At 47.5% G+C, this 13657-nt stretch carries 13 protein-coding genes and 1 pseudogene; 3 read left to right on the top strand and 11 right to left on the bottom strand.

Annotated elements, in window-relative coordinates:
- Window positions 1–565: 565 nt before the first annotated feature.
- From ACEPPX_RS08105 to ACEPPX_RS08060, 10 genes are all read right to left on the bottom strand, one after another.
- The gene (locus ACEPPX_RS08105; protein ID WP_047760806.1) at window positions 566–991 is read right to left on the bottom strand and encodes a F0F1 ATP synthase subunit epsilon; all 426 of its coding nucleotides are present in this window, start codon (window positions 989–991) and stop codon (window positions 566–568) included.
- A 10-nt stretch (window positions 992–1001) separates the two neighbouring features.
- On the bottom strand, window positions 1002–2399 hold the full coding sequence (gene atpD, locus ACEPPX_RS08100) for a F0F1 ATP synthase subunit beta (protein ID WP_047760805.1): 1398 nt from the start codon (window positions 2397–2399) through the stop codon (window positions 1002–1004).
- Between the two features lie 33 nt (window positions 2400–2432).
- Window positions 2433–3308, bottom strand: a complete 876-nt coding sequence (atpG, locus tag ACEPPX_RS08095) for a F0F1 ATP synthase subunit gamma (RefSeq protein WP_416623613.1) — start codon at window positions 3306–3308, stop codon at window positions 2433–2435.
- Between the two features lie 24 nt (window positions 3309–3332).
- A complete protein-coding gene (atpA, locus tag ACEPPX_RS08090) occupies window positions 3333–4880 on the bottom strand; it encodes a F0F1 ATP synthase subunit alpha (RefSeq protein WP_047760803.1) in 1548 nt (515 codons plus the stop codon).
- A 10-nt stretch (window positions 4881–4890) separates the two neighbouring features.
- Window positions 4891–5424 carry a F0F1 ATP synthase subunit delta gene (locus ACEPPX_RS08085; RefSeq protein ID WP_416623612.1) on the bottom strand — a complete coding sequence of 178 codons (534 nt, stop codon included), beginning with the start codon at window positions 5422–5424 and terminating at the stop codon, window positions 4891–4893.
- A 4-nt stretch (window positions 5425–5428) separates the two neighbouring features.
- Window positions 5429–5899 (bottom strand): F0F1 ATP synthase subunit B, encoded by a 471-nt coding sequence (locus ACEPPX_RS08080; RefSeq protein WP_047760801.1) that lies wholly within the window; start codon window positions 5897–5899, stop codon window positions 5429–5431.
- Window positions 5900–5973: 74 nt separating this feature from the next.
- On the bottom strand, window positions 5974–6210 hold the full coding sequence (atpE, locus tag ACEPPX_RS08075) for a F0F1 ATP synthase subunit C (RefSeq protein WP_009119792.1): 237 nt from the start codon (window positions 6208–6210) through the stop codon (window positions 5974–5976).
- A gap of 88 nt (window positions 6211–6298) precedes the next feature.
- Entirely contained in the window at window positions 6299–7165 is an 867-nt protein-coding gene (gene atpB / locus ACEPPX_RS08070) for a F0F1 ATP synthase subunit A (protein ID WP_416623611.1), read from the bottom strand.
- The gene (locus tag ACEPPX_RS08065; protein WP_416623610.1) at window positions 7155–7508 is read right to left on the bottom strand and encodes an ATP synthase subunit I; all 354 of its coding nucleotides are present in this window, start codon (window positions 7506–7508) and stop codon (window positions 7155–7157) included. Before ACEPPX_RS08065 ends, atpB begins: the two co-directional genes overlap by 11 nt.
- Window positions 7509–7996: 488 nt before the next feature.
- On the bottom strand, window positions 7997–8860 hold the full coding sequence (locus ACEPPX_RS08060) for a ParB/RepB/Spo0J family partition protein (RefSeq protein ID WP_416623609.1): 864 nt from the start codon (window positions 8858–8860) through the stop codon (window positions 7997–7999).
- Window positions 8861–9036: 176 nt separating this feature from the next.
- Between ACEPPX_RS08060 and ACEPPX_RS08055 the strand changes: the two genes are divergently transcribed.
- The 3 genes from ACEPPX_RS08055 (at window position 9037) to polA (ending at window position 13502) form a co-directional block, all read left to right on the top strand.
- Complete coding sequence (locus ACEPPX_RS08055) at window positions 9037–10284, top strand: NAD(P)/FAD-dependent oxidoreductase (RefSeq protein ID WP_416623608.1); 1248 nt, start codon at window positions 9037–9039, stop codon at window positions 10282–10284.
- Entirely contained in the window at window positions 10281–10604 is a 324-nt protein-coding gene (locus ACEPPX_RS08050; protein WP_416623607.1) for a GIY-YIG nuclease family protein, read from the top strand. The genes ACEPPX_RS08055 and ACEPPX_RS08050 overlap by 4 nt, the downstream gene beginning before the upstream one ends.
- A gap of 114 nt (window positions 10605–10718) precedes the next feature.
- On the top strand, window positions 10719–13502 hold the full coding sequence (gene polA, locus ACEPPX_RS08045; RefSeq protein ID WP_416623606.1) for a DNA polymerase I: 2784 nt from the start codon (window positions 10719–10721) through the stop codon (window positions 13500–13502).
- A gap of 51 nt (window positions 13503–13553) precedes the next feature.
- On the opposite strand, the pseudogene ACEPPX_RS08040 reads toward polA, so the two are convergent.
- Window positions 13554–13657 (bottom strand): annotated as a pseudogene (locus ACEPPX_RS08040) (IS1595 family transposase); the annotation flags it as partial.

Genomic DNA, 13657 nt, shown 5'->3' with positions numbered 1-13657 from the left:
AGCTATACATTATCGATATTACCTATACAACCAACAAATCGTACACCGCACCCCTCCTTATCTTTGTAGGCAATTCCCTCTAAAAATAAAAGCCGTCTGGAAATTCCAGACGGCCACGGCAATCAATATATAACAATCCAAATGTATTTAATATTTTATGCCTAATATCTTAATAATTACATTGTCTAATTGGTTGCCCCTATATCAATACTAATAAAAATTATATTCATGATATTAGATGATTAAATATATTCGCAACATAAATCATAGCTACCAAAAAACAAATATACATAATACGAGTAAGCCCTATGATGTTCTACGACTTACAAGTAATAAGCGAGCTCCGTACCCAATTTTTACACGATAATTAATAAATCAATAAGGGTAGCTAAAACATTCTATGCCTAAGCTTACTTAGACCAATTTATAACAAGCTGACAATTTTCATTTATGACCTATCCGAATCAGCTCAAAAACTATTGTTCATCATAACCGGAAATATCGTTGATCAATCGTGCTCAAATAAAAAAGCACGGTAAAAACCGTGCTTTTTATCAACAAACAACTATTTGTTTTTCTGTGAGCGAATATAATCAAGCGTTTTTAACTGGGCAATTGCTGCTGCTAATGCCGCATGCGCTTTCGCCAAAGACTCATCATCTTGGGCTTTAGCAATATTGGCTTCAGCCGCTTTCTTCGCCTCTTCAGCGCGCGCTTGATCCATTTCTGCAGTACGTACAGCCACGTCGGCTAACACAGTCAGTCTATTCGGTTGCACTTCCAAAACTCCCCCGGAAACTGCAACTAATACTTCCTCTGCTGAACCGGGTACTGTCAGACGCAAAGTACCCGGACGTACTAAACTCATGATCGGCTCATGTCGCGGGTAAATACCGAGCTCGCCAGTCACGGTAGGCACTACAACGAAAGATGCCTCGCCCGAGAAAATATTTTGCTCGTTACTAACCACCTCAACTTGCATGATGCTCATGCCGACCTCCTTAGTTTATGGTTTTTGCTTTCTCTACGGCTTCTTCGATACCGCCAACCATATAGAAGGCTTGTTCTGGCAAGTGGTCGTACTCACCGCTCAGAATAGCTTTAAAGCCAGCAATGGTGTCACGTAATGGAACGTATTTACCCGGAGAACCAGTAAACACCTCTGCAACGTGGAACGGTTGCGACAAGAAGCGTTGGATCTTACGTGCACGCATTACGGTTAATTTGTCCTCATCAGACAACTCATCCATGCCCAGAATTGCAATGATATCGCGCAATTCTTTGTATTTTTGCAAAGTAGATTGAACGCCGCGAGCCACATCATAATGCTCTTGACCCAACACCATCGGATCCAGCTGACGAGAAGTAGAATCCAGCGGATCTACAGCAGGGTAAATACCCAAAGAAGCAATATCACGGCTCAATACTACTGTAGCATCTAGGTGGGCAAATGTAGTTGCCGGCGACGGGTCGGTCAAGTCATCCGCAGGAACATATACAGCTTGGATAGAAGTAATAGAACCGGTTTGAGTAGAGGTAATCCGTTCTTGCAAGCGACCCATTTCTTCAGCCAAAGTCGGTTGATAACCTACTGCTGAAGGCATACGACCCAACAGTGCGGAAACCTCGGTACCGGCCAAAGTATAACGGTAAATATTATCTACGAAGAATAATACGTCGCGGCCTTTACCGTTTTCGTCTTTTTCATCGCGGAAATATTCGGCCATCGTCAAACCTGTCAATGCAACACGCAAGCGGTTACCCGGAGGTTCGTTCATCTGACCGTAAACCATAGCCACTTTATCCAATACGTTGGAATCTTTCATTTCATGGTAGAAGTCATTACCTTCACGGGTACGCTCACCTACACCAGCAAACACAGACAAACCACTGTGCGCTTTGGCGATGTTATTGATCAATTCCATCATATTTACGGTTTTGCCTACACCGGCACCACCAAACAGACCTACTTTACCACCTTTGGCGAAGGGGCATAATAAGTCAATTACCTTAATACCTGTTTCCAGCAATTCGGTTGCTGCTGAAAGTTCATCAAACTTTGGTGCGGCCTGATGGATAGCGCGTTTGCTTTCAGAATTTACCGGGCCTGCTTCATCAACAGGGTTACCCAGTACATCCATAATACGACCCAAAGTAGCTTTACCTACAGGTACAGTGATCGGCGCACCAGTATTAGCAACAGCCATACCACGTTTCAAGCCGTCTGAACTACCCATTGCAATGGTACGTACCACACCATCACCCAACAATTGTTGGACTTCGAGCGTCAAATCACCTTCTACTAATTTCAGAGCATCGTATACGCGCGGAATTGCATCACGAGGAAACTCCACGTCAACTACCGCACCGATGATTTGTACGATTTTGCCTTGGCTCATTATCGTATCCTATTTTAAGTGCAAGGCCGCGCCTTAAACAGCGGCGGCACCTGCCACAATTTCTGACAACTCTGTGGTAATCGCAGCTTGCCGCGATTTATTGTATACCAAGCGCAACTCTTTAATTGCATTGCCCGCATTATCAGTAGCTGCTTTCATAGCCACCATACGTGCGGCCTGCTCAGAAGCCATATTGTCGCTCAATGCCTGATATACCACAGACTCTAAATAACGGCGGACCAAATATTCCAACACAGTGCTTGCACTGGGCTCGAAACGATAGTCCCATTTATACTCATTGCTGAGGCTGCCCTCTTCCAATGTTTCGGCACCAATAGGCAGTAATACTTCCATACGAGGCTCTTGGCGCATTGTATTGACAAAGCCAGAGTAAACCAGATGAATAACATCAAGTTTTTCATCTTCGTAACGTTGAAAGATTTCTGTAAGCGGGCCCACCAGTATTTCCAACTTAGGCGTATCACCCAAATTAGTTGCACTGGCAATCACATTCATACCAATGCGCTGGCATGCAGCCAAACCTTTGCTACCCAAACATACGACTTCTACTTCAACGCCTTGTTGATGATATTCCTGTACTTTACCTAAGAATTTCTTCAACACGTTTGCATTCAAACCACCACATAAACCTTTATCGGTCGTAATAAGAATGAAACCTGCGCGCTTAACACTTTTGCGCGGCGCCAACAGCTTGATGCCGTGATCGGAGTCGGTTTGGGCCAAATGACCCATTACCGAGCGTACTTTTTCAGCATACGGACGCGCCAAGCGCATCCGCTCTTGAGTCTTCCGCATTTTAGAGGTTGACACCATCTGCATCGCTTTAGTGATCTTTTGGGTATTTTGAACACTACGGATTTTGGTGAGAATCTCTTTTCCTACTGCCATTTCAGACTCCTTTCATCAATGCTCTTAGGCTTGGTAGCTATAAGAAGCTTTGAAAGTTTTCATGGCTTCGGTCAGGGCTTTTTCATTGTCATCAGACATCGCACCCGAAGCATTGATTGCATCTAATACTGCAGGCAGCTGGGTACGTACGTAACTGAGGAACTCACGCTCAAATGCCAGCGCCTTAGATACAGGTACGTCTGCATACGAACCATTATTAATTGCCCACAAAGTCAAAGCCATTTCAGCAGTATTCAATGTGCTGAATTGCTTTTGCTTCATAAGTTCGGTTACTACTTCACCATGCTGAAGCTGTTTGCGGGTTGCTTCATCCAAATCCGATGCAAATTGCGAGAATGCCGCCAACTCACGGTATTGAGCCAATGCCAACCGGATACCACCACCCAGTTTTTTGATGACTTTAGTTTGTGCAGCGCCACCTACGCGAGATACGGAAATACCTGCATTGATGGCGGGGCGAATACCCGAGTTAAACAAGTCGGTTTCCAAAAAGATCTGGCCGTCGGTAATAGAAATCACGTTGGTCGGCACGAATGCAGATACATCACCAGCTTGCGTTTCAATAATCGGTAATGCAGTCAATGAACCTGTTTTACCTTTTACTTCGCCATTGGTCAATTTCTCTACTTCGTCAGCATTAATACGTGCTGCACGCTCTAGCAAGCGGCTGTGCAAATAGAAAACGTCACCAGGGTATGCTTCACGGCCAGGAGGACGACGCAGCAATAGAGAAATTTGACGATATGCGACAGCTTGCTTAGACAAGTCATCATATACAATCAAAGCATCTTCACCACGGTCACGGAAGAATTCTCCCATGGTACAGCCGGCATAAGGTGCAATAAATTGCAAAGCCGCAGCTTCTGATGCAGTAGCAGCAACAACAATTGTATGCTCCATGGCACCATGCTCTTCCAGCTTACGCACTACGTTTGCGATTGAAGAAGCTTTTTGGCCAACAGCAACATAAATACATACAACACCGGTACCTTTTTGGTTAACGATCGCATCCAGTGCTACAGCGGTTTTACCAGTTTGACGGTCACCAATGATCAACTCACGTTGACCACGACCAATAGGCACCATAGAATCAATCGCTTTCAAACCGGTTTGCATCGGCTGGTCTACTGACTGACGCGCGATTACACCCGGGGCGATTTTCTCAATCGGGGCAGTTTGTGCTGTATTGATCGGGCCTTTACCGTCAATGGGACGACCCAATGCGTCGACAACGCGACCAACCAGTTCACGACCGATTGGTACTTCCAAGATACGGCCGGTACAAGTTACTGTATCGCCCTCTTTAATATGCTCATACTCACCCAATATAACGGCGCCTACGGAGTCACGCTCCAAGTTCATGGCTAAGCCGAAAGTATTGCCGGGGAATTCGAGCATTTCACCTTGCATAACGTCTGATAAGCCGTAAATACGAACAATACCATCAGTTACAGAAATAACGGTACCGCGAGTGCGGACTTCTGCATCAACTGATAAATTTTCGATTTTGGCTTTAATCAAATCGCTAATTTCAGCAGGATTAAGCTGCATGAAAACTCTCCTAATTTGTCATAGCCGCATACAAAGCTTGTAATTTGCCTTGCAGCGACAAGTCCAACACCTGGTCACCGATTTCCACCTTCACACCGCCGATCAACTCCGGATCAACTTCCGTGCTAACCTCAAGTGCCGTATTGAAACGTTGCTGCAAATCAGCTGTTAATTCGGCTAATTGCTGTGCTTCCAAAGGGTAGGCACTATAAATAACAGCACGTTTGGTTCGGTTTAATGCCAGGGTTAGGTCTTGGTATTGTGCATAAATTTCAGGCAAAACCTGAAGACGCTTCTGCTCGGCCAATACTGCTAAAAAATTTTCCAAGCCGGTACCTGTAATACCTACCAGTTGAATCAGCGTAGCGGCTTTTTCAGCAGAAGATTGTTCGGGTTGCTCAATCAGCGCGGCAACTTTGGGTTGCTGCACGATTGTTGCCAGTTGTTCAAGTCCGCCCAACCAAGACTCGATTTGGTTTTTCTCTTGTGCCAAACCGAATAATGCTTTTGCATACGGTCTGGCGATGGTTGCGAACTCTGCCATAAGATTACAGCTCCTGTTTCAGGGAGTTGAGCATTTGCGCATGCTTATTGGCATCCACCTCGCTACGCAAAATAGACTCAGCACCTTTTACCGCCAAAGCAGCAACTTGTTCACGCAAGGCTTCGCGGGCGCGATTAGCCTCTTGCTCCACATCAGCTTTAGCTTGTGCCGTAATACGGGCAGCCTCTGCCGCAGCTTGGCTTTTTGCCTCTTCTACGATTTGAGCTGCACGTTTTTCCGCATTAGTAACCATTTCGGATACTTGATTGCGGCCGTCGGCCAAGAGTTCTGCAACTTTCTTTTCTGCCTGTTCAAAATCACTTTTACCACGTTCGGCGGCTGCCAAACCTTCGGCGATTTTATCGGCGCGCTCATCCAACGCTTTTGCGATCGGAGGCCACACAAATTTCATAGTGAACCACACCAAACCGAAAAAGACGATTAACTGCGCAAATAAGGTTGCATTTAAATTCACTTTACTTAACCTTCGTATTAGGGTTAATCAAACAAACGGTGTTTCGCCTGTATCGAAACAAAGTCGCGTTCGGATTAGCCTGCAAACGGGTTAACGAAGGCGAACAGCAGAGCAATAGCCACACCGATCAAGAATGCAGCATCGATCAAACCGGCGATCAAGAACAATTTAGTTTGCAGCGGGCCAATCAATTCAGGTTGACGAGCAGAAGATTCCAAATATTTAGAACCAACCATAGCGATACCGATTGAAGCGCCCAAAGCACCCAAAGCTACGATCAAACCACATGCGATAGCAATCAAACCACCCATTTTAAAACTCCTTAAAAAAACAAAGGTTAAACTACGTTGAAAAAAACTACTTACTTTAAAAGTACTCTAAATTTTAATTAAAAATACTTTAGTGCGCGTCATGTGCCTGGCCGATATAAACGAATGCCAAGGCCATGAAAATAAACGCTTGAAGGGTAATTACCAAAATATGGAAAATAGCCCAAATCAAACCGGTGATAATATGGAATACAAACATAATCGGATCTAAGACACCGATACTGCCCGATGCAGCCCATGCACCGCCTAACAAAGCAATCAGCATAAATACCAGCTCGCCCGCATACATATTGCCGAAAAGCCGCATGCCGTGTGAAACGGTTTTAGAGAAAAACTCTACAATATTCAAAACAAAGTTGGCCGGGCCTAATTTCGGTCCGAAGGGTGCGCTGAACATTTCATGCATCCAACCGCCAAAACCTTTAATTTTAACATTGTAATAAATACATACGATCAACACACCCAAAGCCAAAGCCAAAGTAGTGTTAAGATCTGCCGTCGGCACAACACGCAATAAGGCATGATGATCACCAGTTACCGCCTGCCAGGTCATTGGCAGCAGATCAACCGGCAACAAGTCCATGGCATTCATCAGGAACACCCAAACGAATACAGTCAAACCCAGCGGAGCTACGGCTTTACGAGATTGTTCGTTATGAACGATGCTTTTGCACATATCGTCCACAAATTCAAATAGGATTTCAACCGCAGCCTGAAAACGCCCCGGCACACCTGCCGTCGCTTTTTTTGCACCGCGCCATAAGAAGAAAGAACCCAAAATACCCAGCACAAGTGCAAAAAATACCGAATCTATATTGATATACGAGAAATCGGCGATATTTTTTAGGCCTTGCCCCTGGGTAACATCCGACAAACTGGTCAAGCTTTGCAAATGGTGCTTGATGTAGTCGGCAGCGGTAATAGATTCACTTGCCATAACGTTGAACTCTCAAAAATGCTAGAAAAACCACATGACTGACGATAAGCAGCCCCAGAAGAAACGGTATGAAATTTAATTTTTCATGCCACAGGGCAAACACAAACAACATCATCACTACCGACAGTGCTATTTTTAAAAATTCTCCGATGATAAAACCTTTACCGGCAAGCTCTGGATAAGGTTTAAGAAATTTTAAAATCAACACCGTAACTGCTGAAGGAATCAAATAGCACATACCACCTACGGCAGCGGACCAAAACGCCGTCCACCCTTCAATTAATCCGCTTAACACCGACACAACTGCCAAAGCGGCTAACTGCCAGCCTAAAATTTTCGTCATACAACACGCAGCTACATAGAATAATAAGCGGGGCTACTATAATCAAGATAGGTTTAGGCGTCAAGATAATTTGTTAATCTTTGTGAAATAATCTCTTGCATCCGACACATTTTACCGAAGTTCGAAAGTAACACATAAATACGTTACCAACTAAGAATTTACACTTCGCCCATATGTAATATAACGGTTTTTCAAACTGCCAAACCAATCCTAAAAACAGGGCAAAGCCTTTTACCAATTTTTGTTAATATATAAATATAGACTTGGTGTAAAACCCGACTTATGTAAAATCATCACATACTGGCAGGCAAATAAACTACATTCAACTACAAAATATAAGCCTAACCCGATTGCACTTACCACTACATATCTCATAAAGGTAGCGGCCTCGGGCTCAAATTGGTGCTTTATATGACTGCCAATCAATAAGGCTGCCCCAAAAGCAGCCTTATCAATAGTAAATAGCTAATGAAATTATTAAAAGTTTATTAAAAACTACTATCCACACCCAAACTTCTCAACAGGGCCTCTAATGTTTCCGGTGAATCAAAGTGCAAGATAATTTTGCCTTTTTTCTGATTACTAGTTTGGATTTCAGCGTTTACGCCCAAACTTTCGGTTAAACGCTCGTTCAAGCGGCGAATATCAGGGTGTATATTTTTAGGCACATCGCTTTTTTTAGCCTGCTGCACCATTTGGCTGCGACGCTCCACTTCTCGTACAGACCACCCGTTTTTCACCGTTTTATGCGCCAAGGCCAATTGCTCGACTACCGGCAAAGTAAGTAATGCACGAGCATGCCCCATTTCCAAACGGCGCTGGTAAAGCATATCCTGTACAGGTTCGGGCAAGCTCAGTAAGCGCAAACTATTGGAAATTGCACTACGGCTTTTTCCAACGGCCTTAGCTATTGTTTCATGCGTTAAACTAAACTCATCGGCTAAGCGTTTCAAACCGCGGGCTTCTTCAATCGGGTTTAGATTTTCACGTTGCAGGTTTTCAATCAAACCCATGGCCAAAGCCGCTTCGTCATCAATCGTTTTGATAACGACCGGTATTTCCGTCAATCCAGCCAGTTGGCTGGCCCGCCAACGCCGCTCGCCTGCAATCAATTCGTATTGGGATAATCCGCGTTCTCGCACAATAACCGGCTGAATCACACCTTGCGCCTTAATCGACTCGGCCAACTCCTCCAAAGCCTCATTATCCATTTGCACACGGGGTTGGTAGCGCCCCGGTTGGATATCTCCGATAGCCACGCTGGTCAGGCGGTCACCCTCACCACCACCATCTATACTGTTTGCCAATAAAGAATCTAAACCGCGACCTAGGCCGCCTTTGGGTTTTGCCATGTTTGTTCCTTTTCAGACGGCATATTCAAATCTTTCTTATTCTAACCAATAACGCCACACCGATAAAGATACCCTGCCGAACACACCATCCATTACAATATCGCATTAATGTTTATGCAATCACAACGCCTGCTGTTATTCTCAGCATTTCCCACTTGAGGCCGTCTGAAACCATAATGAATTCCACTTATCATTTTGATACCGTTATCATTGGTGCCGGAGCTGCCGGCATGATGTGCGCCGCACATGTCGGTCAAACCGGTAAAACCGTAGCCTTACTTGATCATGCTACCAAAATCGGCGAAAAAATCCGCATTTCCGGAGGCGGCCGCTGCAACTTTACCAACCGCAATCTGAACGGACACGACGGTTCACAATATTTTGTTTCGGAAAACCCGCGCTTCGTACGCCATGCGCTCTCTCGCTACACCAGCCAAGACTTTACAGCCCTGCTCGACAAACACGGCATCGCTTATCATGAAAAACACAAAGGCCAGCTGTTCTGCGATCACAGTGCGCAAGACATCATCCTCATGCTGCAAAACGAATGTGCCACAGGCCAAGTAAGCTGGCATACCGGCTACGATATCCAAACCATCACCACTATTTCAGAAACAGATACAGAATATTTTCTCATCCGCACCGGCAAAGGGCTGTTCCAAAGCCGCAACCTGGTTATCGCTACGGGCGGACTGGCCGCACCTGCCGTAGGCGCCACCCCTTTGGGCTACGAAATTGCCAAACAATTCGGACATACCATCATTACACCACGTGCCGCCCTCGTTCCTTTACGCTTTGAGCATTGGGAACAACTCGGCTACCACACCATGGCCGGTATCGCTCTGCCCGTACGCATCAGTACCGGCAGCGGTAAACAAACCGTAGCATTCGACGAAGACCTGCTATTTCGCCATAAAGGCCTCAGCGGCCCGGCTATCTTACAAATTTCCAGCTACTGGCAACCCGGAGAGCTAATCAGTATCAACCTAGCTCCCGACACCGATTTGGCCGTAACACTCTGCCAAAACAAACACGGGCAAAAAATACAACTCAATAACGCCCTTAAACAACTTTGCCCCCATCTCCCCGAACGCCTGCTCGATTTTTGGCTGCAACAACCCGACTACGCCCCATATTCCGCCCACAAATGGGCAGATATACCCAACCACCTATTGCAACAGCTCGGCAGCAGCCTCAATAATTGGCAGCTTTGTCCCAGCGGTTCAGACGGCCACAAAAAAGCCGAAGTCACCCGCGGCGGCGTAAATGTGAAAGAGATCGACCCCAAAACCATGCAAAGCAAACTGAAGCCCAATCTGTATTTCATCGGCGAAGTGCTTGATATCACCGGTTGGCTCGGCGGTTACAACTTCCAATGGGCATGGGCATCGGCTGTTTGTGCGGCGGAATCCGTTACTGCATGAACCACATCCGCTCTCTCCCCCTTCCCATACTGGTACCCAGCGGCGGACAATGGTGCGTTTACCTGCTGCTGTGCCGTAACGGCGCATTATATTGCGGCATCAGTAACCGCCCCGCCGCCCGCTTTAACGCCCACCTAAGCGGCAAAGGCGCACGCTTCACACGTATCAACCCTCCTGTTTCCATGCGCTTGGTATATAGCGGCCTGTCTCGCAACGAAGCCTGTCGCCTCGAACCGCGCATTAAAAAGCTGACTTCCGAACAAAAAAGAATACTGTGGCATAGTCTGCAGGAATATCTGCCACAGACCGCATCTTCATAAAATAAACCTTTATTATTCCGCTATCCGATATTAAGGCCGTCTGAAAAATAAGTTTCAGACGGCCTTTGCTTTATAATCACAACTATCTTAAATTATTCAGACGGCCTAAATATCATGTCTCAAACCTTATTACTCGTTGACGGTTCTTCCTATCTTTACCGCGCCTTTCACGCCATGGCTCCTTTGACCGCACCCGACGGCACACCCACAGGCGCGCTCTACGGCGTATTGAATATGCTTCGCCGCTTGCGTGCCGATTACCCCCACAGCCATGCCTGCTGCGTATTCGATGCCAAAGGTAAAAACTTCCGCCACGATCTATACCCCGACTACAAAGCCACCCGCCCGCCCATGCCCGACGAATTACGCCCGCAAGCCGAAATGCTGCCCGAATTGGTACGCCTGATGGGCTGGCCCGTATTGGTTGTACCCAATGTAGAGGCGGACGACGTTATCGGCACCTTGGCGCGACAAGGCGAGGCCGAAGGCTGGCAAGTGGTGGTATCCACCGGTGATAAAGACATGGCGCAACTGGTATCCGAACACATCACTCTGGTGAATACCATGAGCAACGAAACACTGGATATCGAAGGCGTGAAAAACAAATTCGGCGTTGCCCCCGCACAAATCCGCGATTATCTGGCCTTGATGGGCGACAAGGTCGATAACGTGCCCGGCGTAGAAAAATGCGGCCCCAAAACAGCGGTGAAATGGCTGGAAGCCTACGGTACCTTGCAAGGCGTGATGGAAAACGCCGAAGCAATCAAAGGCAAGGTAGGCGAAAACCTGCAAGCTGCCCTACCGCAATTACCGCTTTCTTATGAATTGGTTACCATTAAAACCGATATCGACTTGCACAGCGAACTGCCCGAAGGCTTGCACAGCCTACACCGCAAAAGTCCGCGCTGGGCACAGTTGGCGGTTGAATTCAAGCGCCTTAACTTCCGCACTTGGCTGAAAGAAGCCGAAGAACGCATGCACGAAGGCAACGGCGATTTATTCGGCAGCGCCGAAATCGGCGAGCAAGCCGCACAAGCAGCATTGGCACCAACCGATACGCCATCTGAAAAAGCCGCCGCCCCCTCAAACCTCGATTACCAAGCCATTACCACCGAAGCCCAACTGACAGCGTTACTAAACAAACTGGAACAAGCGGGTACTATCGGCATCGATACCGAAACCACCAGTCTCAACCCGATGGAAGCGCAATTGGTCGGCATCAGCATGGCCTTTGCCGCGGGCGAAGCCGTTTATATCCCGCTTGGGCACACGACTACCGCCGCTCCAGAACAGCTTGATTTACAAACCACCCTAGGCCGTCTGAAACCGCATTTGGAAAATGCCGCACTGAAGAAAATCGGCCAAAACCTCAAATACGACCAACACGTTTTCGCCAACTACGGCATTACCCTAAGCGGCATTGCCGGCGATGCCATGCTGGCTTCTTATATTATCGAAAGCCATTTGGGACACGGTTTGGACGAATTGGCAGAACGCTGGCTCGGCCTACCCACCATTACCTATGAATCCCTATGCGGAAAAGGTGCCAAACAAATCGGCTTTGCCGACGTGGCATTGGCGCAAGCCACCGAATACGCCGCCCAAGATGCCGATTTCGCCCTGCGTATCGAAGGCCATCTGAAAGCGCAAATGGATGCCAAACAGCTTGAAATGTACGAACAAATGGAGCTGCCCGTCGCCCAAGTATTATTTGAAATGGAGCGCAACGGCGTTTTGCTCGACAAAGACGAACTGGCGCGCCAAAGCCATGAACTAGGACGAGAACTGCTTGATTTGGAACAACAAGCCTATACGATTGCCGGGCAGCCCTTCAACCTCAATTCGCCCAAACAACTGCAAGAAATCCTGTTCGATAAAATGGGCATTCCCACCAAAGGGCTGAAGAAAACCGCATCGGGCGGCATTTCCACCAACGAGGCCGTGCTTGAAACACTCGCCCCCGACTATCCGCTGCCGAAAATCATTCTGCAAACCCGCAGCTTAGCCAAACTCAAATCCACCTACACCGACAAGCTGCCCGAAATGATCAATCCCCAAACCGGCCGCGTACACACCACCTACGCCCAAGCCGTAGCGATTACCGGACGGCTGGCCAGCAACAATCCCAACCTGCAAAACATCCCTATCCGCACCGAAGAAGGCCGCCGAGTACGCCGCGCCTTTATCGCACCCACCGGCAGCGTCATTGTTTCCGCCGACTACTCACAAATCGAGCTTCGCATCATGGCGCATTTGAGCGGTGACAAAACCTTGCTTGCCGCGTTCCAAAACGGCGAAGACGTTCACCGCCGCACCGCCGCCGAAGTGTTCGGCATCGCTCCCGAGCAAGTGGGCAGCGACCAACGCCGCTATGCCAAAACCATCAACTTCGGCCTGATTTACGGTATGGGGCAATACGGCTTGGCCAAATCGCTGGGCATTGACAACCTATCGGCCAAAAACTTTATCGACCGCTATTTCGCCCGCTACCCGGGTGTGGCCGAATACATGCAGCGCACCAAAGAGCAAGCCGCCGCACAAGGTTACGTTGAAACCCTATTCGGCCGCCGCCTGTATCTGCCCGATATCCGTGCCGCCAACGCCAACCAACGCGCCGGAGCCGAACGCGCCGCCATCAACGCCCCCATGCAAGGCACCGCATCCGACCTGATCAAACGCGCCATGATCGCCGTTTCCGAGCGCCTGCGTTCAGACGGCCTGCAAAGCAAACTGATTATGCAAGTGCATGACGAACTGGTGCTGGAAGTCCCCGAAGCCGAATGGTCAACAATCCAAACCCTGCTGCCCGAAGTTATGGCCGCCGTGGCAGACGACGTGCTGGACGTGCCGCTGGTAGCAGAAGTGGGTATGGGTGTGAATTGGGAAGAGGCGCATTAAGCATCATTAATCTAAAAGTAACTAAAAATAAGGGGCTGTATTAGATTAGCCTTAAATATCACACCAAATTCGCAAGATTTTAAGTTGCTCTTTTGGTGTACCAAAGTTAAAACGAAATTCGCATTCTTTCAAGAATAAAGGGAAAGATTTTCGGT

This window comes from Neisseria sp. S1, assembly GCF_048060015.1.
GTDB lineage: Bacteria > Pseudomonadota > Gammaproteobacteria > Burkholderiales > Neisseriaceae > Neisseria > Neisseria arctica.
The sequence above is the reverse complement of the archived record's forward strand: the minus strand, read 5'-3'. Positions and strand labels throughout refer to the sequence as shown.

Coding starts and splice junctions, on each gene's coding strand:
- ACEPPX_RS08105 (WP_047760806.1), bottom strand. CDS start 991: ATGAGCATCATGCAAGTTGAGGTGGTTAGTAACGAGCAAAATATTTTC.
- atpD (WP_047760805.1), bottom strand. CDS start 2,399: ATGAGCCAAGGCAAAATCGTACAAATCATCGGTGCGGTAGTTGACGTG.
- atpG (WP_416623613.1), bottom strand. CDS start 3,308: ATGGCAGTAGGAAAAGAGATTCTCACCAAAATCCGTAGTGTTCAAAAT.
- atpA (WP_047760803.1), bottom strand. CDS start 4,880: ATGCAGCTTAATCCTGCTGAAATTAGCGATTTGATTAAAGCCAAAATC.
- ACEPPX_RS08085 (WP_416623612.1), bottom strand. CDS start 5,424: ATGGCAGAGTTCGCAACCATCGCCAGACCGTATGCAAAAGCATTATTC.
- atpE (WP_009119792.1), bottom strand. CDS start 6,210: ATGGGTGGTTTGATTGCTATCGCATGTGGTTTGATCGTAGCTTTGGGT.
- atpB (WP_416623611.1), bottom strand. CDS start 7,165: ATGGCAAGTGAATCTATTACCGCTGCCGACTACATCAAGCACCATTTG.
- ACEPPX_RS08065 (WP_416623610.1), bottom strand. CDS start 7,508: ATGACGAAAATTTTAGGCTGGCAGTTAGCCGCTTTGGCAGTTGTGTCG.
- ACEPPX_RS08060 (WP_416623609.1), bottom strand. CDS start 8,860: ATGGCAAAACCCAAAGGCGGCCTAGGTCGCGGTTTAGATTCTTTATTG.
- ACEPPX_RS08055 (WP_416623608.1), top strand. CDS start 9,037: ATGAATTCCACTTATCATTTTGATACCGTTATCATTGGTGCCGGAGCT.
- ACEPPX_RS08050 (WP_416623607.1), top strand. CDS start 10,281: ATGAACCACATCCGCTCTCTCCCCCTTCCCATACTGGTACCCAGCGGC.
- polA (WP_416623606.1), top strand. CDS start 10,719: ATGTCTCAAACCTTATTACTCGTTGACGGTTCTTCCTATCTTTACCGC.